Raw genomic sequence first — 21,678 nt, 5'->3', positions numbered from 1 at the left:
GGCGGGTGAGTCAGGGTGAGGGTGATTTACCACTGGCCGATGTTGGGCATGGACACCCAGGGCTCGGCCGGAGGCAGGGGGGCGCCGCTTTGCAGCAGCTCAATGGAAATGTGGTCGGGTGAGCGCACAAAGGCCATATAGCCATCACGGGGCGGCCGCACGATCTGCACGCCGTGGTCTTGCAGCCGTTGGCAGGTGGCATAAATGTCGTCCACGGCGTAGGCCACATGACCGAAGTTGCGGCCTTGTGTGTAGGACGATTCGTCCCAGTTGTGGGTCAGCTCGATTTGCGCCTGGCTGTCGCCGGGGGTGGCCAGAAAAGCCAGCGTGAAGCGGCCACTGGGCACATCGAATTGCCGCAGCAATTGCAGCCCCAGCGCATCCCGGTAAAAGCGCAGCGATGCGTCGAGGTCTGCGACCCGGACCATGGTGTGCAGGTATTTCATGGCTTGGGTCTGCCGATCACTTGGTTTTGAGCACCCACAGGGCCAGCTTTTGGGCATCGCCTGCGGACAGTTGGCTTTGGGGCGGCATGGCCATCTGACCCCACTTGCCCTTGCTGCCTTGGCGAATGCTCTGGATCAGCTGGTCTTTGGCGTCGGCTTGGTCTGCGTATTTGGCGGCCACATCCTTGAATGCCGGTCCGACCAGGGCGCTGGCCATGGCGTGGCAGCCCGTGCAGCCGTTTTTCTTGGCCAGCGCTTCATTGGCCCAGCTGTGGCTGCCCAGCAGCAAGCCAGCGGTCAAAAGGAATGCGGTTTTCATTCAACGCCCCAGGTTTTTGAGCAAATCGGGCTGGACGATTTCGATCCAGTAACCGTCGGGGTCCTTGATGAAGGCGACGTCTTTCATCTTGCCTTGGTCGGGGCGTTTCACATAGCTCACCTGGTTTTCGTCAAACCAGGACACGGCCGCAGCCAAGTCAGGCACAGAAAAGCAGATGTGGCCAAAGCCTTGGGGCTGGGCGTTGCCGTCGTGGTATTTGAAGTCCGGGTCGCTTTCGGTGCCCCAGTTGTGGGTCAACTCCAGGATGCCGCGCTGGCTGAAGGTCCAGGCGGTGCGCTCACCTTCGTCGCTGGGTGGGGTGTCGCCGCTTTGGCGGTGCAGAAAATACAGCGAGAACTTCATCTCGGGAAAATCCAGCTTGCGCAGCACCAGCATGCCCATGATGCGGGTGTAAAAGTCGAGGCTGACCTGCGGGTCCTTGATGCGCAGCATCGAGTGGTTGAACACAAAGCCGCGTGTCTGTTCGGGGGTGGTGGGACTCACGCCGGGCAGGTTTTCTGTGCGAAAGGTCATGGCAAAAGGATGGATGAAATAAGGAATGGGATGGCTGACAGACTCGCCGCGCACGGCGCGTGGCAAGGCATCTGGCAATCGCTCCGATCGCCAGGTCAGTGCAGTGATGAGATGAATTACCTGCCCACTGCCGCGAGCATCTTTGGGGGCAAATGAGCCTCCTCAATGCGCGGGTGCAAGTTGGCAACGCTTTGCTGCTGTGGGGGTTGGAGCTGCTTTTCCAGGTTCATCATCGAGCGGTGCAGGTACCGCATGCTGGTCACCCGCAGGAAAGAGGCGAAGTTGGGCACCTCGCCCCGGTGCGCCATGATTTCTTCGTGAAATTTGGCAATCAGGGCATTGGTGGTGCAGCCTTCTTCTTCGGCCATTTCGGCCAGGATGTCCCAGACCATGTTTTCCAGCCGGATGCTGGTCAGCACGTTTTTGATGCGCACCGTGCGTGAGCGTTGCTCATACTGGATGGGGTCAGCTTTGACAAAATATTCACACATGGTGCGCTCCTGTGACTACAGCAATCTGGGACATCTTGGGTGGCGCTTTCAGCTCAAAGCGCTTTTTCGGTCATCAATTTGGCGATCTGATCGGCCTGGCGGATGGCCAGCGTCACGATCGTCAAAGTGGGGTTTTCTGCGCCGCCAGTGGTGAACTGGCTGCCGTCGCTGACAAACAGGTTGCTGATGTCATGCGATTGTCCCCATTTGTTGACCACCCCGTCTTCGGGTCTGGCGCTCATGCGACAAGTACCCATGTTGTGGGTGGACGGGTAGGGTGGCGTGCGGAAAGTCTTGATGGCCCCGGCCGCGCCGTAAATGCGTTCGGCCTGTGTGAAGGCATGGTTGCGCATGGCGATGTCGTTGTCATGGTCATCAAAGTGGACGTTGGGCGCGTAGTTGCCGTACTGGTCCTTGACGTTCTTGTTGAGCGTGACGCGGTTGGTTTCGCGGGGCATGTCTTCACCCACCAGCCACATACCGGCCAGGTTGGTGTAGTGGTCCATCCACCAGGCAAATTCAGGGCCCCAGCCACCGGGGTTCAGGAAGGCGGCCATGAAGGGGATACCCAGCGACAGGGTTTCCAGCTCGTAACCGCCTACGAAACCGCGGCTGGGGTTGTGGTGTGCTTCGTCGCGCACGATACCGGCCATGGTGGTGCCCCGGTACATGTGGACCGGATTCTTGAAAGCTGCATACACCGAGCCGGTCATGTGGCGCATGTAGTTGCGGCCAACTTGGCCCGAAGAGTTGGCCAGGCCGTCCTTGAACTTGCTGGACTCGGACATCAACAACAGGCGAGGCGTTTCGATGGCGTTACCAGCCACGCAGACCACACGGGCTTTTTGGCGCTGTTCCTTGCCGTCCTTGTCGAAATACACCACGCCGGTCACTTTGCCTGCGGCGTTGTGCTCGATGCGGGTGACGTGCGATTGGGGGCGCAGCTCAAAATTGCCCGTGGCTTCAGCCTTGGGAATCTCGGTGTACAGCGTGGACCATTTGGCACCGCTCTTGCAGCCCTGGAAGCAAAAGCCCAGCTGCATGCAGCGCCCGCGACCATCGCGGGGCTGGCTGTTGATGGCCATGTTGCCGGTGTGCACTTCCTTGTAGCCGAGCTTGGTGGCACCGGCGTGCATGACCTTGAAGTTGTTGTTGCCGGGCAGGCCGGGGATGCCGTTGGTGCGGGTCACGCCCATTTTGTTTTCGGCTTTGGCGTAGTAAGGCGCCAGCTCGTCCAGTGTCACGGGCCAGTCGAGCAGGTTGGCGCCAGTCACATTGCCGTAGACGGTTTTGGTGCGGAATTCGTGCTCTTGAAAGCGCAGCGAGGCACCGGCCCAGTGGGTGGTGGTGCCGCCCACGGTTTTGCAGATCCAGGCGGGCAGACCTGCAAAGTCTTTGGCCACGCGCCAGGAGCCCGAAGTGGTGCGGGCGTCCAGCCAGGCCAGCTGGCTGAACGACTTCCATTCGTCGTTGATGAACGATTCTTGCGATTGGCGTGCGCCCGCTTCGAGCGACACCACCTTGATGCCTTTTTGGCACAGTTCGTTGGCCAATGTGCCGCCGCCTGCGCCTGAACCAATGATGACGACCACGGAGTCGTCATTGAAATCAAATTTAGCCATGTCAATCCTCTGTATTCGGTGGGGGATAAATGCGATGTGCAGCCGGGATCAGCCCATGTAGGGTGGTGGGCTGGCTTCTTTGGACGGGGCGGGCAACCATTTCAGGTCCTGAAATCCGCGGGTGATGTAGCCGCCTTTTTCCCAGGCCGAGCCGGGGTAGCCGAACACCGCATAGGCCATGTCGTTGTCATAAAGGGACGTGACGCACTGGCCGCGCACGGTGGCAAAAAACGCCGTGCCTTCCATGCTCAACACCAGCTCGTATTGCTGCTTGGCGCTGGCCTTGCCAAAGTTGCCACCGGTGGATTTGTTCAGGTATGCCACGCCGTCCTGAAGCATCTTGGCCGCGCCTGCGTCACCAGCGGCCTTGGCGTCCAGGTCTTTGGACAGCAAGGCATAGACTGCATCGGGCAGTTTTTTGTGGGGGGAACAACACCCGGCCCATGGCCATCAGGGTCTGGCCCTCGGCGGTGGAGAGTTTTTTCAGCTCCAGCGCCCAGGCGGTGGACGGGGCCAAAGCTGCGAGCATGGTGCCCGAAGCGAGGCTGCCAAACAGCAGGCCGGACCCTTTGAGGAAATCGCGGCGGGCCAAAGGCATGTTGACTTTGCGGACAACGCCGCTTTCTTCGTCGCAGCCAGCGGCTTCGACATTCTGGGTGATGGGTATGACGCGCATGAAAGTCTCCGTTGATGTGGATGTCTTTGCATGGTTTGCAAAGTACAGGTCCAGTATTTCAGCGGAGGCCCATCAGCGGGTGATAGCTGGCTACTTACAAAGCGCCAAACCCTCAGGGTTTACACGGAGAATCAGTCACTTGCATGACTGATTTTGGGGTTGATCAGGGCTTAACGACTTCCAGCAAGCGGTCCAGACCGCCTTCGTTGATGGCGACCATGGCCTGCTCGCGCACCTTGGGTTTGGCGTGGTAGGCCACCGACAAACCCGCGGCACCCATCATCGGCAGGTCGTTGGCGCCGTCGCCCATGGCGATGCACTCGTGGGGCTCAATGCCCATCAGCGAAGCCACTTCGAGCAAGGTGCGGCGCTTTTCTGCACCGTCGCAGATGTCGCCCCAGCTTTGCATGACCAGGCCGCCCGTGAGTTCGCCATTGACGATCTCAAGCCGGTTGGAGCGGGCGAAGTCGATGTTCAGGCGGGCTTTGACGCGGTCGGCAAAGAAGGTGAAACCGCCGGACACCAGCAACACCTTCATGCCCGCTTTCTGGTAAGCGGCAATCAGCTCGGCCGCGCCGGGGTTGATCTTCAGGCGCTCGGTGTAGACACGTTCCATGTCGGCCAGCGTCACGCCCTTGAGCAGGGCCAGGCGGCGGCGCAAGCTTTCTTTGAAGTCGGTGATCTCGCCGCGCATGGCGGCCTCGGTGATGGCCGCCACCTCGGCTTTGCGGCCCACGGCATCGGCGATCTCGTCGATGCACTCGATGCTGATGAGCGTGGAGTCCATGTCAAACGCGATCAACTTGAACTTTGACAAAGACAGCGGGGCGGCAAAGCCCTGAATGGCGAGGCCGGGGGCAAATTCTGTGGCGTTGGCGTTGGCGTTGGCGTTGGCGTTGGTCATGATTCAGGATTATCGAAGATCGTTGACGGATTCAGGCAGGGGCCGTTTCGGTTTTGGGCTGCCCCAAACTCCGCAGCACATCCCGCACCATCTGTGCCCGCGCCTTGGGGTCGGGCAGTTCGCGCTCGATGCGGATTTTGTCGTTGCCCGCCAGCTTGATGTGTTTGTTCTTTTGGATCAGGCCAATGATGGCCATCGGGTCCACCGGTGGGTTGGGCTTGAATGTGATCTGGATGACACCCGGTGCGGCGTCGACCTTGATGACGCCATAGGGCTGCGTCAGCACGCGCAGGCGGTGCACGTCGACCAGGGTCTGCGCCTGCGGGGGCAGTTTGCCAAAGCGGTCCACCAGTTCTTCGAGCAGGGCGTCGATCTGGTCGCTGGTTTTGGCGGTGGCCAATTTTTTGTAAAAGCTCAGGCGAAGGTGCACGTCGCCGCAATAGTCGTTGGGCAGCAGGGCGGGGGCGTGCAGGTTGATGTCGGTGGTGGCCGTGAGTGGGTTGAGCAAGTCGGGCTCTTTGCCTGCTTTGAGGCTGCGCACCGCTTCGGACAGCATTTCGTTGTAGAGCTGAAAACCCACTTCGAGCATGTTGCCGCTCTGGTTTTCGCCCAGCACCTCGCCCGCGCCACGAATTTCCAGGTCGTGCATGGCCAAGTAAAAGCCGCTGCCCAACTCTTCCATTTGCTGGATCGCGTCGAGCCGCTGAGCGGCCTGTTTGGTCAGGCCTTCGATCTCGGGCACCATCAAATAGGCATAGGCTTGGTGGTGTGAGCGGCCCACGCGCCCGCGCAGCTGGTGCAGCTGGGCCAGGCCGAACTTGTCGGCGCGGCTGATGACGATGGTGTTGGCCGTGGGCACGTCGATGCCGGTCTCGATGATGGTCGAGCACAGCAAGATGTTGTAGCGCTGGGCCACAAAGTCGCGCATGACTCGCTCCAGCTCGCGCTCGGGCATTTGGCCGTGGGCCACGGCGATGCGGGCTTCGGGCAGGATTTCTTCGAGCTTTTGCTTGCGGTTCTCGATGGTCTCGACCTCGTTGTGCAAAAAGTAGCACTGGCCGCCTCGCTTGAGTTCGCGCAGCACCGCCTCGCGGATCACGCCCGTGCCTTCGTTGCGCACAAAGGTTTTGATGGCCAAGCGGCGTTGCGGCGCGGTGGCAATCACGCTCAGATCGCGCAGGCCCTCCAGCGCCATGCCCATGGTGCGGGGGATGGGGGTGGCGGTGAGTGTGAGCACATCGACCTCGGCCCGCAGGCCTTTCATGGCCTCTTTGTGGCGCACACCAAAGCGGTGTTCCTCGTCGATGATGAGCAGGCCCAGGTCGTGGAATTTGGTGGATTCGCTCAGCAGCTTGTGCGTGCCCACCACGATGTCCACCGTGCCGTCGGCAATGCCTTTGAGGGCGGCGGTGACTTCTTTGCCTGACCTGAAGCGCGAGACTTCGGCCACCTTGACGGGCCATTTGGCAAAGCGGTCTTTGAGCGTTTGGTAATGCTGCTCAGCCAACAGTGTGGTGGGGGCCAGAATGGCGACTTGCTTTCCCCCCGTGACGGCCACAAAAGCAGCCCGCAGCGCGACCTCGGTCTTGCCAAAACCCACATCGCCACAGACCAAGCGGTCCATGGGGCGGGGGCTGATCATGTCTTGAATGACGCAGTGGATGGCGGCCTTTTGGTCGGCGGTTTCTTCAAATCCGAAGTCGTTGGCAAAGGTTTCGTAGTCTTGCGGGCTGTAGCGGAAAGGGTGGCCCTCGCGCGCGGCGCGGCGGGCGTAGATATTAAGCAACTCGGCGGCGGCGTCGCGCACCTGCTCGGCGGCGCGTCGTTTGGCTTTTTCCCACTGGCCCGAGCCCAGCTTGTGCAGCGGCGCTTCGTCAGCGCTCACGCCTGTGTAGCGGCCAATCAGTTGCAGCTGGCTCACGGGTACATAGAGCGTGGCTTTGTCGGCGTATTCCAGGTGCAAAAACTCTTGCAGGGCGGGCGTGCCGTCTTCGTTTTTCTGGCCCATGTCCATGTTGACCAGACCCCGGTAGCGGCCGATGCCGTGCGCGCTGTGCACCACCGGGTCGCCCACATTCAGCTCGCTCAGGTCTTTGATCAGCGCTTCGACGTCGCTGACCTGTTCCTGCTTCTTGCGGCGGCGGGTGACCGCCCCGGCCGCGAAGAGTTCGGTTTCGGTGACCAGGTCGATGTTGTGCTCGAACCAATGGAAACCGCTGACCAGTGCAGCGGTGGCCATGCCGACTTTTTCGTCGCTGGTCAAAAAATCTTCGAGGCTGTCAAAGACGGGTGGCGTGAGGCCGCTGGAGCGCACGAAGTCGAGCAGGCTTTCGCGGCGGCCATCGCTCTCGGCCAAGATGAGCACCCGGCTGGCACTGCTGCGGATGTGCGCTTGCAAGCGTGACAACGGGTCTTCGGCACCGCGCACCACCGTCAGCTCGGGCAGGGGCTGGGCCAGGGTGTTGTCAGAAACATCGCTGGTGCCTGCGCGCAGGGCCAGTTGGGCGTGGCCGTTGGTCAGGGTGTAGAACTGCTCGGCACTCAAAAACAGGGCATCGGGCGGCAGCACGGGCCGCTCAGGGTCGCCTTGTACCAGGCGGTAGCGGTCGCGGGTGTCTTGCCAAAAACGCTGGAAGGCAGGTTCCAGATCGCCATGCAGCACCACGGTGGCCGCATCGCTTTGTGACGCATTCGGGCCAGCGCCCAGGTAATCAAACACCGTGGCGGTTTCTTCAAAAAACAGCGGCAGGTAGTACTCGATGCCCGCCGTGGCCACGCCGTTGCCCATGTCCTTGTAAATGCGGCTTTTGGTGGGGTCGCCCTCCAGCAGTTCGCGCCAGCGGCTGCGAAAGCGCGCACGGGCCGCCTCGTCCATCGGGAACTCGCGCCCGGGCAGCAAACGCACCTCGGGCACGGGGTAGAGGCTGCGCTGGCTGTCGGGGTCGAAGGTGCGGATGCTGTCGATCTCGTCGTCGAACAGGTCCACCCGGTAAGGCACCAGCGAGCCCATGGGGAAGAGGTCGATCAAGCCGCCGCGCACCGCATATTCGCCGGGGCTGACCACCTGGCTGACGTGCGAGTAGCCCGCCAACGTGAGCTGGGCCTTGAGCTGGGCTTCGTCCAGCTTTTGCTTGACCTTGAACTCGAAGGTGTAGCCCGCCAAAAAAGACGGCGGCGCCAGCCGGTACAGCGCCGTGGTGGCGGGCACCAGCACCACGTCGGCGCTCTCGGCATGGTTGCGTTGCTTGATGCGCCACAACGTGGCCAAGCGCTCAGAGATCAAGTCTTGGTGCGGCGAGAAGGTGTCATACGGCAGGGTTTCCCAGTCCGGAAACATCACGCAGCGCAGATCGGGCGCAAAAAACACCAGCTCGTCCATCAGGCGCTGGGCGTCGGCCGCGTCACTGGTGACGATGGCGGTGAGCTTGCCTGCTTTTTTCTCGCGTTCGGCCAGTTGGGCCAGCAGCACAGCATCGGCCGATCCGGCGGGGCGGGGCAGGGTGAATCGTTTGCCGGAAATCAGGCTGGGCAGTTGCATGGTGTGTGCGCTGGGCAATGGCGATGAAAAAAGCAAAACACCCCCTGCCGAAATGGAGGGGGGTGTGGAAATGGAAGTCGGAGGTGATTTTAGAGTCTTTGTGACCTTGGGCAGGCCGATGGTGGTCGTTAAGCACAGTCGTCGGTGGGTCGGATTGGGCCGCGTCACCGGGCCTGTGGCGCACCGTGTGATGTCGGAGCTGAAGCTGCCGACGACGAGCCACGGTATTGGTAGGTCGGTGGCTTAAGCCCCGACATGCGGCCTGTGGCGCAGTGGGCAATGCCGAGGCCGAAGCCCCCGACTTGCAAAACTACAATCTCAGCCTATGACCGACCGCAGCATCTCAACATGTTTCCATGTCCTCATCCCCTGTGCGGGCACGGGCAGCCGTGCGGGCACGGTACAACCCAAGCAATACCAACAGGTGGCCGGACAACCCATGGTCATGCACACGCTGCAGGCTTTGGCGCAGGTGCCTCAACTGGCCAGTGGTTGGGTGATTTTGTCGCCCGGAGATGACCATGTCTGGGTCGAGCAAGGCTGGCCCCAGCGTTTCAAGCGCCTGGCCTGTGGTGGTGCCAGCCGTGCCGAGAGCGTGTTCAACGGCCTGCAAGCCATGCTGGCCGCAGGCCTTGACCCGCAAGACTGGGTGCTGGTGCACGACGCGGCGCGTTGTTTGGTGTCGCCCGAGTCGGTGAGCCGCTTGATCGACACCTGCCAGCACGATGCAGTGGGCGGCCTGCTGGCCCTGCCTTTGCCCGACACGCTCAAAACCGAAGAGGGTGGGCGCGTGGCGGCCACCGTACCGCGTGAACACAAATGGCTCGCGCAAACCCCGCAGATGTTCCGATTGCAGATGCTGCACGATGCGCTGGCCGATGTGGCGGGCAGTGGCTTTGCGGGCATCACCGACGAGGCCAGTGCCATCGAACGGCTGGGTCTCAAGCCGCGCCTGATCGAGGGCTCGGCGCAAAATTTCAAAGTCACTTACCCGGCCGATTTCGCGCTGGCCGAGGCCATCATCAGGAGCAGAACATGAGCGCTGGCATGAATTTCAGAATCGGTGAAGGCTGGGACGTCCATGCCCTGGTGCCCGGGCGCAAGCTGATTTTGGGCGGCATCGAGATTGCCCACACCTCGGGCCTGCTCGGCCATTCAGACGCCGATGTGTTGTTGCACGCCATCACCGACGCGGTGCTTGGCGCGGCAGGCCTGGGCGACATCGGGCGGCACTTCCCGGACACCGATGCGCAGTTCAAGGGCGCCGATTCGTCGGTGTTGCTGACCGAGGCCATGCGCCGCGTGCGTGCCAAAGGCTGGGAACTGGTGAACGTGGACAGCACCATCGTGGCCCAAGCCCCCAAACTGGCCCCGCACATGGCCGCCATCAATGCCTCGGTGGCCAAAGCGCTGGGCGTGCAAGCCGATCAGGTCAATGTGAAAGCCAAAACGGCCGAAAAGCTCGGTCCCGTGGGCATGGGCCAGAGCATGGAAGCGCGGGCGGTGGCTTTGTTACGGCAACTGTGAATGGGACCGGGCTGCTCCTGAAAGATGTCAGGGCAGTTTGAACAGGACGGTACTGCGTACATCTTTGCGCACGGCTTCAAGCGCATCACGCCTTTTTTCCAACTCCGCAACTGTACAAATGTGCCCCGAAGCGCTGGGTGCGCGTTCAAAGTGGCGTTGTCCCACGATGCTGGTGCCTTCATGGCTGTAACTGCTGCGGTAGGTGATGCCTGACTGGTTTTGCACGGTGTCTTTGGGGATGGACAACACTTGAGCGTCTTTGGGCAGGTGCAATTCAAAGCTTTCTTCAACGCTGATCGGGGTGCAAAGCATGTCGAAGCGGCGATCTTTGTCCAATTGCGGTCCAATGTTGTTCAGCACATACATGGGCAAGCTTGAAATCATGGGGTGTGGGTTCACGCTGGCGGCCTCCGGTGTCGCTAAAAAATGGGGCAGTTCGATTTGCGTGCTGAAGCTTTGTTCTTGGGTCTGTCTTTGAACAGGCGGATATTGGACAAAGCCCTTGCCTTTGAGGCCTGCTTGTCTGAGAAAGTGCTGAACGGCAGCGCCAGACAATCCCGCCGGAATTTGTGACAGTTGATTTTGCATGGTGGTTGCAGCTTCACCCCAAGTGTCAACCTTGAGGTCGGCTTGTGCATGGCCTTGGGCATCCAGACGCCATATCGATCGAATTTGAACCCGGTTGTCCTTGGCATCAAAGGCGGGTGTGTGCATGTCTTGACTGCCATTGGACAAGCCAACCACCACGGGTTTGGCGCTGTCAGACCAAGGCAATCTGCCAAATGGGATTTGTGAGGCCGTGGGGTCGTAAAACAGTTGCAGACTGGGTATGTAAACCAGCACATGGTTATAGACGGCGGCAGCAACGGGTGGCACCCAGTCTGCGTTGGCAGTGTTGATCAGCGCAGGTGCCGAATCAATGTTCACGGCCTTGAGCAAACTCATCATGAGCAGTGTGTGGTCCTTGCAATCGCCATAGCGATTTTTCAGGATGTGGGGTAAATCGTTGGGTATGAAGCCGCCAGCACCCACAAAGATGGCCACATAGCGCATTTCTTTGGCGATCCAGCGGGCAATGGCTTGCGCTTTGTCAAAATCCTGATTCAGTCCTTTTGTGATCTGATTGGCTAAGGTTTGTATGTCCGGGGTGATCACCATTTTTTGCCGTGTGGCTTGCGTGAATGCGTCGCCCAATGCCAGACGTGAGGGCAGGGTGGAATACATCCAATAAGGCAAGCGTTTGAGCCCGTTGGCCATTTGGGGTTCATCGCTGGTGCTTGAACTACTGCCTTCAAGCAGCCAATGCTTGCGGCCATTTTCAATCGATACTTGCTGCTTCAGCCCTTGGCTTGAGAGTTCAAGCGGCATCTCTATAGGGGCTGACAGCTGGACCTTGTAAGACAGGATGTCGATTGCGTTACCCAAATAATCAAAGTGATTCAACCACTGCGGCAAGGCCGGGCGGCGTGTGCTTTTGCGATAAAGCACCCGCGTTTTGTCACCGTTTTGAACTTGAGCGAAAGTAATTTGAAACGTGTTCATGCCTGGCCAACTGGTTTGTGTGCCGGGCGCCAAAAATCCTTTTTGCTCGTTGATTTGATGCGGCAAGACGGGGATTTTTTGACCATCCACTTTCTCGGTGTAAGCCTCCACGATCTCCATGGACTCCAGGTCGGGGTTGAAGGACACGTTGTACTTGCCCACCACGACCGCACCTTGGTCGGACAAGGCTTGTCTTTCCAGCATGACGGTGCTTTTGCTGGTGTAGTCCGCAGCAATGTCTTCATGGTGCACGATTTGGGTGATTTGAAACTGCGAAGCCAAACGCCCAAACCCCTGAGCCGGGCTTGGGTTGCTTGCAAGCAGGGTGCAAAGCACGGCTGTGATTTGCACAAATGGCTGGAGTTTTTGGCAATAGTTCATGGCAGCTCGACGCATCTTGTTCGTTATTGGGGGTTAATGTGGAAGGGGATTTTCCTGAAATGGTGCTGCTTGATGGCGCAACAAATCGCCGGGTTGGCACTGCAAAACAGCACAGATTTTGCTCAAGGTATCGAAGCGCACGCCCTTGACCTTGCCCGACTTGAGCAGGGATAAATTGGTTTCAGAAATGCCAATTTGTTCCGCCAAATCTCTGGATCGCATTTTTCTTCGGGCCAGCATCAAATCGAGTTCAACGACGATTGGCATCAGATGAACGCCCTGTTTTCCTGGTCGGTGCGTTGCCATTTTTTGCAAATCATGGCCATCAAAACCAGGCAAAGACACACCATCAGGGTGATGGCATCGCTCATGGCGTATTGCCACTTCAACACCCACTGCACCACGGGCAAGTGCCATTGCACCAAAAGGTTGCGAAAAGGACGGACCAGCATCGTGAATGCCCACGCCGTGTTGATGAGGACGGCGCATCGGTTGATGTGCTCAATCACCTCCTCATTCAAGCCATCGTTTAGATACCACGCCCGCGCGGCTTTGGCACCAAACCACCAATCTTGAAACAACAAGCCCCACAGCAGCATGTCGACCACGCGTGCTGCTGTACTTTGCCAAGAAGCCATACCTTGCAGGTTCACGCCCAAAAAGTGGCCCATCCACTGTTGAACTGTGGACAGGTCATTCCAGAAAAGGGACACCACACTGACCTTGTACATCACAAAGAACAGGCCGATAACCACCAAGGCAAAGGGGACGATGGCTTGTGGTTTGTGTTGAATTGGTTTTATGCAACACATAAAACTAATTATTTAAAAATTAACTTCAATAAACATAGGTGTTTTCCATGGAGCAACCTAGGAAGACTTCTCTGGTCACATTTTTGATGGGCTGTTGGTCATGGTGCAGCAGCAATCCGCTGACGGATTTGACGGTTTTGCTTCAAGACGCAGTTTGGCGGGGTGGTCAAGCCCGAACAAGGGATGCCAAGCTCAGCCAGCTTCGGCTTGGCGAAATTTCATCAGCGCCATCAGGCCGCCTGCGCTGTTGTTGAACACCGAAAACGTGCCCCCCATGCGCTGCACCGAGCGCTCGACAATGGCCAGGCCCAGGCCCGAACCGGTGGCCGATGTGCGGGCGGTGTCGCCCCGGTAAAACGGTTGGGTGAGATTTTTGAGGGTGTCTTCGGACACGCCGGGGCCTTGGTCGCGCACACGCAGCAGCACCCAGCCGTCATGGACCCGGGCCACGATTTCGACGCGGGTGATGCCGTCGCTGGGGCTTTGACCATAGCGGCGGGCGTTTTCCAGCAAGTTCGACAGCACGCGGCCCAGCTCGACTGTTTCGGCCTTGACATGCAGGTCTTCGGCCACATCCACGGTGATGTCCATTCGCGGGTTGACCCGGAATGGCGCAATGCAGCGGCTGATCACACCCGACAGCAGCACCGGGCCGAGGTTGGTCGGTTCGGGGCGCGCGTAGTCGAGGAACTTGTCAATGATTTCGTCCAGTTGTGCAATGTCGCCCGCCATCAGTTCACGTGTCTCATGGTCTGCCACGCTCAATTCGGTTTCCAGCCGCAAGCGGGCCAGAGGTGTGCGCAAATCGTGAGAGATGCCCGCCAGCATCAGTGCGCGTTCGGCCTCGATTTTGGCCAAGCGCTCGGCCATGCGGTTGAATCCGATGTTGACTTCGCGGATCTCGCTGGTAGCGGCATTTTCGTCCAACGTGGAGGTGTTGAAATGCCCTTCACGCACCTGGCTGGCGGCATATGACAGGCGCTTGAGCGGGCGGTTGATCAAACCGGCCATGACAGCAGCCCCAGCCAATGACAGAACAGTGGTCACGATCAACCAAGTGAGCCAGGCGGTGCCGCCCAGTGGTCGCAGGCGTTCGGGGTCCATTTGCAACCAATAGCTGTCGCGTTCAATGGCGAAACCCACCCACAGGCCCGATTGGTCGTTCACGCTGGACGCGATCATGGTGCCTTTCCCCAGCCATTTGACCATCTCTACAACGAGTTGTTTTTCAATGGTCGTTTCGCCAAAGGGGGTGATGCGGTCGTCGGGCTCACGCGTTTGAATGCTGACGTCTTCTTCGTCCGCCAATGCCTTGAGCAGGGAGACGCGCGCGATGGCGTCGGTATGCGCCAAAGCGGTACGGGTCAGGTTGACCACGGTCGCGATTTGATGGGCGTTGCGCAGAATGCGCGGTTCGTACTCTTGTGTTCGAAACAGTTGCAGCCAGGCCAGACTGCTGAAAAAAATCAGCATGGCCAGCAACACGAAGGTGCGCCAGAACAGGCTTAGCTTGAGTCGGGGGAGCGCCTCTTGAGGCTGGGCTGGATGCTCCAGATGAGGGTCTTCAGAGTGCGTCACGACTGACCATCGGGCACGAAGACGTAACCTACGCCCCATACGGTCTGGATGATTTTGGGCGACGCAGGATCGACCTCGATCATTTTGCGCAAGCGCGAAACTTGTACATCCAGACTGCGGTCAAAGGGTTCGAATTCGCGGCCACGGGCCAATTGGGCGAGTTTGTCGCGGCTCAGGGTCTGGCGTGGATGGCGCACCAAAGCCTTGAGCATGGCGAATTCACCGGTGGTCAAGGCAATGTCTTGTCCACTTTTCTTCAGTGAGCGTGCACCCAAGTCGAAAGTGAACTCGGCAAAGCTGATCACTTCTTTGTCATTCGCTGGCGCGCCGGGAACCTCCGATTGCGGTCTGCGCCTGAGCACGGCGTGAATCCGCGCGAGCAACTCGCGTGGGTTGAAGGGCTTGCCCAGGTAGTCGTCCGCGCCAATCTCCAAACCCGAGATGCGGTCTTCGTCCTCGCCCTTGGCTGTCAGCATGATCACGGGCGTTTTCAGCCCAGCCTGGCGCAGACGCTTGCAGATGCTCATGCCATCTTCACCCGGCAGCATGAGGTCCAAAACGATCAGGTCAATCGTTTCGCGCAGCAAGATGCGGTCCAGCGCCCGACCATCTTCGGCCAATAAAACGTCAAAGCCTTCTTGTGACAAGAAGCGGCGCAACAAATCGCGGATACGTGCATCATCATCAACGATGATGACTTTGTCCAAGCGTGAATTAGATGTGGTCATGTGTGGGGCGTCAATGAGCCTGTGGCATTCGCGCGGTTTATTGAGCAGTCCAGCCGCCGTCCATGTTCCAGGCCACACCGCGCACGTTGTTGCCTGCGGGCGAGCAGAAGAAGACCGCCAAGTCACCCAGTTCTTCGGGTGTGGTGAATTGCATGGAAGGTTCTTTTTCTTGCAGCAGCAGTTTGGTGGCTTCTTCGTTGGACAAACCCATGGCTGTGGCTTTGGCATCCACCTGCTTTTGCACCAGCGGGGTCAGCACCCAGCCGGGGCAAATGGCGTTGCAGGTCACGCCGGAGGTGGCGTTTTCCAGTGCGGTGACTTTGGTCAAACCGACCACACCGTGCTTGGCGGCCACATAAGCCGATTTTTCTGCAGAGCCCACCAGGCCGTGGATAGAAGCCACGTTGATGATGCGCCCCCAGTTGGCGGCCTTCATGGCGGGCAGTGCCAGGCGGGTGGCGTGGAAGGCGCTGGTCAGGTTGATGGCGATGATGGCGTCCCAGCGTTCCACCGGAAAGTCCTCGACCTTGGCCACATGCTGAATGCCAGCGTTGTTCACTAAGATGTCCACGCGGCCAAAGGTGTCGGCCGCGAACTTCATCATGGCTTCGATCTCGCTGGCTTTGCTCATGTCGGCGCCGTGGTAGGCGACTTTGACACCCAGCGCGGCGATTTCTTTCTGGGGGCCCTCGGCATCGCCGAAACCGTTCAAAACGATGTTGGCTCCTTGTTTGGCCAAGGCCTTGGCAATGCCCAGACCGATGCCGCTGGTTGAACCCGTGACCAAAGCTGTTTTACCTTGCAACATGATTTCCACTCCAGATGAATTAGGATGCATAAAAGTCCATTATCGCGCTGCCCAATGACTCTTTTGGGTAACGTCTGATCTGATTGTGTCCGAATGTCATGACCTCCAGCGATTTGCAGCCTCAACTTGAATTTGTGTCCTGCCCCCACCCTGAGGGCCAGCACCGCATGGCTTATTGGCGCTGGGGTGATGCCCAGGCGCGCCGGGTGGTGGTGTGTGTGCATGGTTTGACCCGTCAGGGGCGCGACTTTGACCGTTTGGCCCAAGCTTTGGTGGCCCGCAGTGCCGAGCCCTTGCAGGTGATTTGCCCTGACGTGGTGGGGCGCGGGCGCAGCGATTGGCTGACTGACCCCATGGGCTACCAGATCCCTCAATATGCCGCCGACATGCTGACCTTATTGGGTCAGCTTGGTGCATCAGTGGGCAAGGGCATCGAGTCGCTCGATTGGGTGGGCACCAGCATGGGCGGATTGATTGGCATGGTGTTGGCCGGGCAGCCCGGTTTGCCCATGCCCGCGCCGGTTCGCCGTTTGGTGCTCAACGATGTGGGCCCGGCGATCACCTGGGTCTCTGTGCAACGGATGCAAACCTATGTGGGCCAATATGGCCAGTACCGTGACCTGGACGAAGCTGCAGCGGCCATGTGGGCGCTGTCGCAGGGGTTTGGCCCGGTGCCCGCCGATGTGTGGCGCGAGATGTCCTCGCACATGGTCCGGCCTGGCACGGATGGCGCTGTGACCTTGCATTACGACCCGGCCATCGGCACGCCGGTGAGGGCGTTGACGCCTGAAGCGGCGGTGGCTGGTGAAGCCGCATTGTGGGGGGTGTATGACCAGATCCGGGCCCAAACCCTGCTCATTCGTGGTGCAGATTCTGATTTGCTCACGCCTGAAACGGCTTTGGCCATGACCCAGCGAGGCCCCAAGGCTCAACTGGAGACTTGGGCCGATTGCGGCCATGCCCCCACCATCACCAGCGCTGCGCAAATCGAGGTGGTGGTCAATTTCTTGCTTAGGGCTTAAGACCATGGTCAGTCCCAACACCAGCCACGCCGCCAGCCCGACCCGCATCTCCACGCATTTGCATGCGGCGGTACCGCCAGTCATGCTGGCCACGGCCGATAACGCCGACCCTGCTGACACCCTGGCCCGCGCCCGGGCCTTTGCCGAGCCCTTGATCTCGGGCGAAAGCCTGGACACGGGCGAGAACATCCTCATGCATGCGGACGCTGTGGCCGCCATCTTGGCGGAGATCGGTGGTTCGGCTCAAATGCAGGCGGCCTGTTATTTGGTCTATGCCTGTCCGCACCTGAACAAACCCGAAGACGTCATCGGCAAGGCCTTTGGGCCCAACTTGGCGCAGTTGGCCATGCAGACCAACCACTTGGTGCATGTGCAGCGCTTGTCGCGGGCGGCCGAGACCAGTGCGCAGCTGCTCGATGACCCCAAGCTGCAAACCGAAAACGTGCGCAAGATGCTGCTGGCGTTCAGCCGCGACTTGCGTGTGGTCATGCTGCGTCTGGCTTCGCGCCTGCAGACCTTGCGCCATTACGCGGCCACCAAGTTGCCGGTGCCGCCCGCTTTGGCCCGGGAGTCCTTGCAGGTGTTTGCACCCCTGGCCAACCGCTTGGGCATCTGGCAGATCAAGTGGGAGATGGAGGACCTGTCTTTCCGTTTTCTGGAGCCGGTGACGTACAAGGAAATCGCCAGCCTGCTCGACCAAAAACGCGCTGAGCGTGAACGCTACATGGTCGATTTGCGCGAGCGCATGCAGCAGACGCTGGCCGCCCAGGGTGTTCAGGCCCAAGTGGACGGCCGACCCAAACACATTTACAGCATCGTGCGCAAGATGCGCGGCAAGTCGCTGGCGTTTGATCGGGTGTTCGACATCCGGGCCTTGCGCGTGGTGGTGCCTGCAGTGGCCGATTGCTACCAAGTGCTCAGCTGGGTGCACGAGCACTTTGCACCGATTGCCCAAGAGTTTGACGACTACATCGCCAAGCCCAAGCCCAACGGCTACCAGTCGCTGCACACCGTGGTGCGCGATGTGGACGGACGGCCCATCGAAATTCAAATCCGCACCCAAGCCATGCACGACCATGCCGAGCATGGCGTGGCTGCCCACTGGGCCTACAAGGAGGCGGGGGCCAAAGGCTATGCGGGTGTTTCGGCCAGCAGCGACTACGACGCCAAGATCGCGGTCTTGCGCCAGCTGTTGGCGTGGGAGCGCGACTTGTCGGGTGCTGGGCAGGGCGAAGGCTTGTTCGATGATCGCATCTATGTGCTCACGCCGGATGCGGCGGTGGTCGAGCTGCCGCAAGGCGCCACACCGGTGGACTTTGCCTACACGGTGCACACCAATCTGGGCCACCGCTGCCGTGGGGCCAAGGTGGACGGCGCCATGGTGCCGCTCAACACGCCCCTGGCCAATGGCCAAACGGTGGAAGTCACGGCCATCAAGGAAGGCGGCCCTTCGCGCGATTGGCTCAACCCCGAGTTGGGTTATCTGGTCAGCAACCGGGCGCGCGCCAAAGTGCGCGCCTGGTTCAACGCCCAGATCAGCGCAGAGACCATCGCACGCGGCCGCGAGTCGGTTGAAAAACTGTTGCAACGGCTGGGCCGCACTTCTACCAAGCTAGAGGATTTGGCCAGTCAGCTGGGTTTCAAGTCGGCCGAGGGCTTGTTTGAGGTGGTGGGCAAGGACGAGTATTCGCTGCGCAACATCGAGGTCTTGCTCAACCCACCTGAGCCTGCTTTGCTGCCCGATGAGTACCTGCAAAAGAAATTCAAAGGCGCGGTGGCGCGCAAGTCGCCCTCGGGCGTGCTGGTGGTGGGGGTCGATTCGCTCTTGACCCAGTTGTCGCGCTGCTGCAAACCCGCGCCGCCCGATGTGATCAGTGGCTTTGTCACACGCGGCAAAGGCGTGAGCATCCACCGTCAGGATTGCAGCAATTTCCGCGAACTGGCTTCGCGCCACGGCGAGCGGGTGATCGATGTGCGCTGGGGCGAGCACAAAGGCGCAGATGCAGCGGTGTACCCCATCGATGTATCGGTCGAAGCGTATGACCGCCAGGGCTTGCTGCGCGACATCTCGGAGGTCTTTGCCAAAGAAAAAATGAACGTGATCGGGGTGCAAACCCAATCCGTCAAAGGCACGGCTTGGATGACGTTCACGGTGGAAGTCAGCGATGCTGCAGGTCTGAACAAAGTCCTGGGCACGGTGCGAAACGTCAAAGGTGTTCGGGCAGCTCGAAGACGCTGATTTTTGCTGCTATAATTCAAGGCTTCAACAGGCGCGTAGCTCAGCTGGTTAGAGCACCACCTTGACATGGTGGGGGTCGTTGGTTCGAGTCCAATCGCGCCTACCAAATTCGGTAGACAGACCCTGAAAAGCACTTAGCACAAACGCTAGGTGCTTTTTTTTTAGCTTGTGCTTCTTGGATGTTTGCGCACCAACCCACAGCCTCTAACTTTACAAAACAGTGTTCAAAGCGGCACGCTTTTGCATTAGATTAAGATTTTTGTCATCAACGGTCATCTGCCGCACGATCAAGGCGACATGACATGGCCATTCGTGCTGAATAATTGCCACTTTCATTTGGATTGAACCTCACTGCCATGTTTCATACCTTTACTCGTCGGGTATTTCTTCTGATTCTTGTTTCACTCGTTGCCGCTTGTGGTGGCCGTGGTGGGCCGGCAGATCCGCCATCGGGGTTCACGGTGACGCCGGGCGATGGTCAAGTCGTGATCAGCTGGAACATGACTTCAGGGGTGGAGTATTGGCTGCCTTACGCGCCCCAGGCAGCCTTTGATTCGACAGACTTCACCAAGACGGTCGGCTTGCGCTGGCTTACCAATGTCTCGTCGCCCTATGTCTTGACCGGATTGACCAATGGGCAAACATATACCTTCGCGCTCAATGGTCGCACGGGAACGGGCAAGGGTGGAGCCTTGACACAAGCTTTGACGGTCATGCCGCGAACCGCAGGCACCTCATGGAGCCCGGGTTCCGGCATCACCCTGCCCACGGATGATTTGCGCGGGATCACCTCGGGGACCGCCAGCGATGGCGTTTCGTATTTCCTTGCGGCTGGCTCGACGGGCACTTTGTACAAGAGCAGCAACGACGTGACGTCTGCTGGTCTTGTCTGGACGCCGTCGGGCAGCGTTGCTGGTCATTTGAATTCGGCGATCTATGCGTTCAGCAAATTCATCGTCGTTGGTGATGATGGCACCGACGCTCATACGGCTCTGGTCTCTTCGAGCGCCGACTTGTCCACTTGGACCACCTCCACTTTGACGGGAACACCCAAGCTCAATGCGCTGGCCAGCAATGGCTCCAGGCTTGTGGCGGTAGGAAATGCTGCGAGCGGCGCTGGAACCATTGTCTATTCTGCCGATGGTGTGAAGTGGGTTGCGGCCTCTGCACCGACTTCGGAAAATCTTTATGGCGTGTCTTATTCAAGCTCTGGCTTATGGCTGGCCGTTGGTGCCAATGGGACGCTGTTGAGCAGTCCAGATGGCGTCACATGGACGGCACAGGCGTCTGGCGTATCTACTGACTTGATGGGGGCGGCATACCGTCCGGCCACAACGGTAACAACAACCCTTCCAGCAGGTACGACCACCACAGCTGCCGCTTACGTCGTCGTTGGCGCTGGAGGTGTTGTGTTGTACAGCACAGACGCAGCTACAGCCGCTATACCAACCTGGACGGCAGGAACTTGGGATACAACTCCAAATGTTACGGCTGATTTGCTGACGATTTCATCATTACCGAATCAGTTCCTCGCTGTGGGGGCTTCCGGCACGGTTGTATCGAGTCAGGATGGTTTGACATGGACAGCCGCTGCACCAGTTTCGGGGGCGGCTTCACTGTACGGCTTGACCAATGTCCGCAGCCAGTATGTGGCGGTAGGTGCAGCAGGCGCTACCTTCTATTCCCGTTGATCCAGCACCACCCAAAGAAATGGGAGCTTTCGAGCTCCCATTTTTGTTTCAGCCGTTCACCACCATCCCCTGGTGCCTCAGCAGCGCATCCAAGCTCGGCTCGCGGCCCGGTAAGGCTTTGAACGAATCCAGCGCAGTGCGGCTGTCGTTCAGCGACATTTATTCAAAACGCCCAATACTTTTGCATGGGGCGTTTTTATTTTCTGCTGCCTCGTATGTCACGTGGACGACTCTGTGGTCGAGCCTAGAAAGATAGTCTTGTCAGGGCATCACAGAGTTAAGTTGCAAGAGGAGACAAGCGTGGAATTGAATATCAACGGCAAACGGCACAAAGTTGACGCGGAATCCGACATGCCCCTTTTGTGGGTATTGCGTGAACAACTGGGTATGACGGGCACCAAGTTCGGTTGCGGTATCGCGCAATGTGGGGCCTGCACGGTGCACATCGATGGACAAGCGGTGCGTTCATGCTCTTATCCGGCGAGCGCAGTCAAAGCACAACGCATCACCACGATTGAAGGCTTGTCCAAGGACGGCAATCATCCTTTGCAGAAAGCCTGGATCGAACTGGATGTGCCTCAGTGCGGTTATTGCCAGTCAGGGCAAATCATGGCGGCAGCTTCTTTGCTCAAGCGCAAACCCAAACCGACAGACAAAGACATCGATGAGGCGATGACCAATGTGTGCCGTTGTGGCGCATACCAGCGAATCCGTGCAGCCATTCATTTGGCCGCTCAAACGGGCAAGGAAGTCGGCTCGGTGATCCACATGGTCGATGCTGGATCTTCGTCCATGGCGCAGTCCAAGCTGGCTTGAGGAG

At 59.2% G+C, this 21,678-nt stretch carries 21 protein-coding genes and 1 tRNA gene; 7 read left to right on the top strand and 15 right to left on the bottom strand.

The window, feature by feature from the left end:
* Positions 1 to 26: 26 nt before the first annotated feature.
* The 9 genes from B9Z52_RS01950 to mfd all read right to left on the bottom strand — a co-directional run bounded on the left by B9Z52_RS01950 (position 27) and on the right by mfd (position 8,530).
* Entirely contained in the window at positions 27 to 446 is a 420-nt protein-coding gene (locus B9Z52_RS01950) for a VOC family protein (RefSeq protein ID WP_233251770.1), read from the bottom strand.
* 16 nt (positions 447 to 462) lie between these two features.
* Positions 463 to 765 carry a c-type cytochrome gene (locus B9Z52_RS01945; RefSeq protein WP_108412162.1) on the bottom strand — a complete coding sequence of 101 codons (303 nt, stop codon included), beginning with the start codon at positions 763 to 765 and terminating at the stop codon, positions 463 to 465.
* Positions 766 to 1,299 (bottom strand): lactoylglutathione lyase, encoded by a 534-nt coding sequence (gloA, locus tag B9Z52_RS01940; protein WP_108412346.1) that lies wholly within the window; start codon positions 1,297 to 1,299, stop codon positions 766 to 768.
* A 116-nt stretch (positions 1,300 to 1,415) separates the two neighbouring features.
* Positions 1,416 to 1,790 carry a ribbon-helix-helix domain-containing protein gene (locus B9Z52_RS01935; RefSeq protein WP_108412161.1) on the bottom strand — a complete coding sequence of 125 codons (375 nt, stop codon included), beginning with the start codon at positions 1,788 to 1,790 and terminating at the stop codon, positions 1,416 to 1,418.
* A 53-nt stretch (positions 1,791 to 1,843) separates the two neighbouring features.
* Positions 1,844 to 3,412, bottom strand: a complete 1,569-nt coding sequence (locus B9Z52_RS01930) for a GMC family oxidoreductase (RefSeq protein WP_108412160.1) — start codon at positions 3,410 to 3,412, stop codon at positions 1,844 to 1,846.
* Between the two features lie 48 nt (positions 3,413 to 3,460).
* Positions 3,461 to 3,805: a hypothetical protein gene (locus B9Z52_RS18065; RefSeq protein WP_233251769.1), complete on the bottom strand. Its 345-nt coding sequence runs from the start codon at positions 3,803 to 3,805 to the stop codon at positions 3,461 to 3,463.
* Positions 3,768 to 4,088 (bottom strand): twin-arginine translocation signal domain-containing protein, encoded by a 321-nt coding sequence (locus tag B9Z52_RS18060; protein WP_233251768.1) that lies wholly within the window; start codon positions 4,086 to 4,088, stop codon positions 3,768 to 3,770. The genes B9Z52_RS18065 and B9Z52_RS18060 overlap by 38 nt, the downstream gene beginning before the upstream one ends.
* 163 nt (positions 4,089 to 4,251) lie before the next feature.
* The gene (serB, locus tag B9Z52_RS01920) at positions 4,252 to 4,992 is read right to left on the bottom strand and encodes a phosphoserine phosphatase SerB (protein ID WP_108412159.1); all 741 of its coding nucleotides are present in this window, start codon (positions 4,990 to 4,992) and stop codon (positions 4,252 to 4,254) included.
* Positions 4,993 to 5,023: 31 nt separating this feature from the next.
* Entirely contained in the window at positions 5,024 to 8,530 is a 3,507-nt protein-coding gene (gene mfd, locus B9Z52_RS01915; protein WP_108412158.1) for a transcription-repair coupling factor, read from the bottom strand.
* 325 nt (positions 8,531 to 8,855) lie between these two features.
* Here mfd and ispD point away from each other — a divergent pair, with 325 nt between their 5' ends.
* The gene (gene ispD, locus B9Z52_RS01905) at positions 8,856 to 9,569 is read left to right on the top strand and encodes a 2-C-methyl-D-erythritol 4-phosphate cytidylyltransferase (protein WP_108412156.1); all 714 of its coding nucleotides are present in this window, start codon (positions 8,856 to 8,858) and stop codon (positions 9,567 to 9,569) included.
* 8 nt (positions 9,570 to 9,577) lie between these two features.
* On the top strand, positions 9,578 to 10,057 hold the full coding sequence (ispF, locus tag B9Z52_RS01900; RefSeq protein WP_108412345.1) for a 2-C-methyl-D-erythritol 2,4-cyclodiphosphate synthase: 480 nt from the start codon (positions 9,578 to 9,580) through the stop codon (positions 10,055 to 10,057).
* 27 nt (positions 10,058 to 10,084) lie between these two features.
* Here ispF and B9Z52_RS01895 read toward each other — a convergent pair whose 3' ends face one another.
* The 6 genes from B9Z52_RS01895 to B9Z52_RS01870 all read right to left on the bottom strand — a co-directional run bounded on the left by B9Z52_RS01895 (position 10,085) and on the right by B9Z52_RS01870 (position 15,906).
* The gene (locus B9Z52_RS01895; protein ID WP_158270492.1) at positions 10,085 to 11,980 is read right to left on the bottom strand and encodes a DUF3857 domain-containing protein; all 1,896 of its coding nucleotides are present in this window, start codon (positions 11,978 to 11,980) and stop codon (positions 10,085 to 10,087) included.
* Positions 11,981 to 12,013: 33 nt separating this feature from the next.
* A complete protein-coding gene (locus B9Z52_RS01890; RefSeq protein ID WP_108412154.1) occupies positions 12,014 to 12,247 on the bottom strand; it encodes a helix-turn-helix transcriptional regulator in 234 nt (77 codons plus the stop codon).
* Positions 12,247 to 12,693 (bottom strand): hypothetical protein, encoded by a 447-nt coding sequence (locus B9Z52_RS01885; RefSeq protein WP_146182762.1) that lies wholly within the window; start codon positions 12,691 to 12,693, stop codon positions 12,247 to 12,249. Before B9Z52_RS01885 ends, B9Z52_RS01890 begins: the two co-directional genes overlap by 1 nt.
* A 291-nt stretch (positions 12,694 to 12,984) precedes the next feature.
* Positions 12,985 to 14,370, bottom strand: a complete 1,386-nt coding sequence (locus tag B9Z52_RS01880; protein WP_233251767.1) for an ATP-binding protein — start codon at positions 14,368 to 14,370, stop codon at positions 12,985 to 12,987.
* Positions 14,367 to 15,098 carry a two-component system response regulator OmpR gene (gene ompR / locus B9Z52_RS01875; protein WP_108412151.1) on the bottom strand — a complete coding sequence of 244 codons (732 nt, stop codon included), beginning with the start codon at positions 15,096 to 15,098 and terminating at the stop codon, positions 14,367 to 14,369. Before ompR ends, B9Z52_RS01880 begins: the two co-directional genes overlap by 4 nt.
* Positions 15,099 to 15,135: 37 nt before the next feature.
* Positions 15,136 to 15,906 (bottom strand): 3-hydroxybutyrate dehydrogenase, encoded by a 771-nt coding sequence (locus B9Z52_RS01870; protein ID WP_108412344.1) that lies wholly within the window; start codon positions 15,904 to 15,906, stop codon positions 15,136 to 15,138.
* A 98-nt stretch (positions 15,907 to 16,004) separates the two neighbouring features.
* On the opposite strand from B9Z52_RS01870, the gene B9Z52_RS01865 reads away from it, so the two are divergent.
* The 5 genes from B9Z52_RS01865 to B9Z52_RS01845 all read left to right on the top strand — a co-directional run bounded on the left by B9Z52_RS01865 (position 16,005) and on the right by B9Z52_RS01845 (position 21,674).
* Positions 16,005 to 16,928, top strand: a complete 924-nt coding sequence (locus B9Z52_RS01865) for an alpha/beta fold hydrolase (RefSeq protein ID WP_108412150.1) — start codon at positions 16,005 to 16,007, stop codon at positions 16,926 to 16,928.
* A 4-nt stretch (positions 16,929 to 16,932) separates the two neighbouring features.
* The gene (locus B9Z52_RS01860; RefSeq protein ID WP_108412149.1) at positions 16,933 to 19,167 is read left to right on the top strand and encodes a bifunctional (p)ppGpp synthetase/guanosine-3',5'-bis(diphosphate) 3'-pyrophosphohydrolase; all 2,235 of its coding nucleotides are present in this window, start codon (positions 16,933 to 16,935) and stop codon (positions 19,165 to 19,167) included.
* Between the two features lie 29 nt (positions 19,168 to 19,196).
* Positions 19,197 to 19,273: transfer RNA gene (locus B9Z52_RS01855), tRNA-Val, on the top strand.
* Between the two features lie 250 nt (positions 19,274 to 19,523).
* Positions 19,524 to 20,858, top strand: a complete 1,335-nt coding sequence (locus B9Z52_RS01850) for a hypothetical protein (protein ID WP_108412148.1) — start codon at positions 19,524 to 19,526, stop codon at positions 20,856 to 20,858.
* 300 nt (positions 20,859 to 21,158) lie between these two features.
* Positions 21,159 to 21,674: a (2Fe-2S)-binding protein gene (locus B9Z52_RS01845; protein WP_199222017.1), complete on the top strand. Its 516-nt coding sequence runs from the start codon at positions 21,159 to 21,161 to the stop codon at positions 21,672 to 21,674.
* Positions 21,675 to 21,678 lie beyond the last annotated feature (4 nt).

The sequence above is a fragment of the Limnohabitans sp. Jir72 genome (assembly GCF_003063575.1).
In the GTDB taxonomy this organism is placed as follows: domain Bacteria; phylum Pseudomonadota; class Gammaproteobacteria; order Burkholderiales; family Burkholderiaceae_C; genus Limnohabitans_A.
The sequence above is the reverse complement of the archived record's forward strand: the minus strand, read 5'-3'. Positions and strand labels throughout refer to the sequence as shown.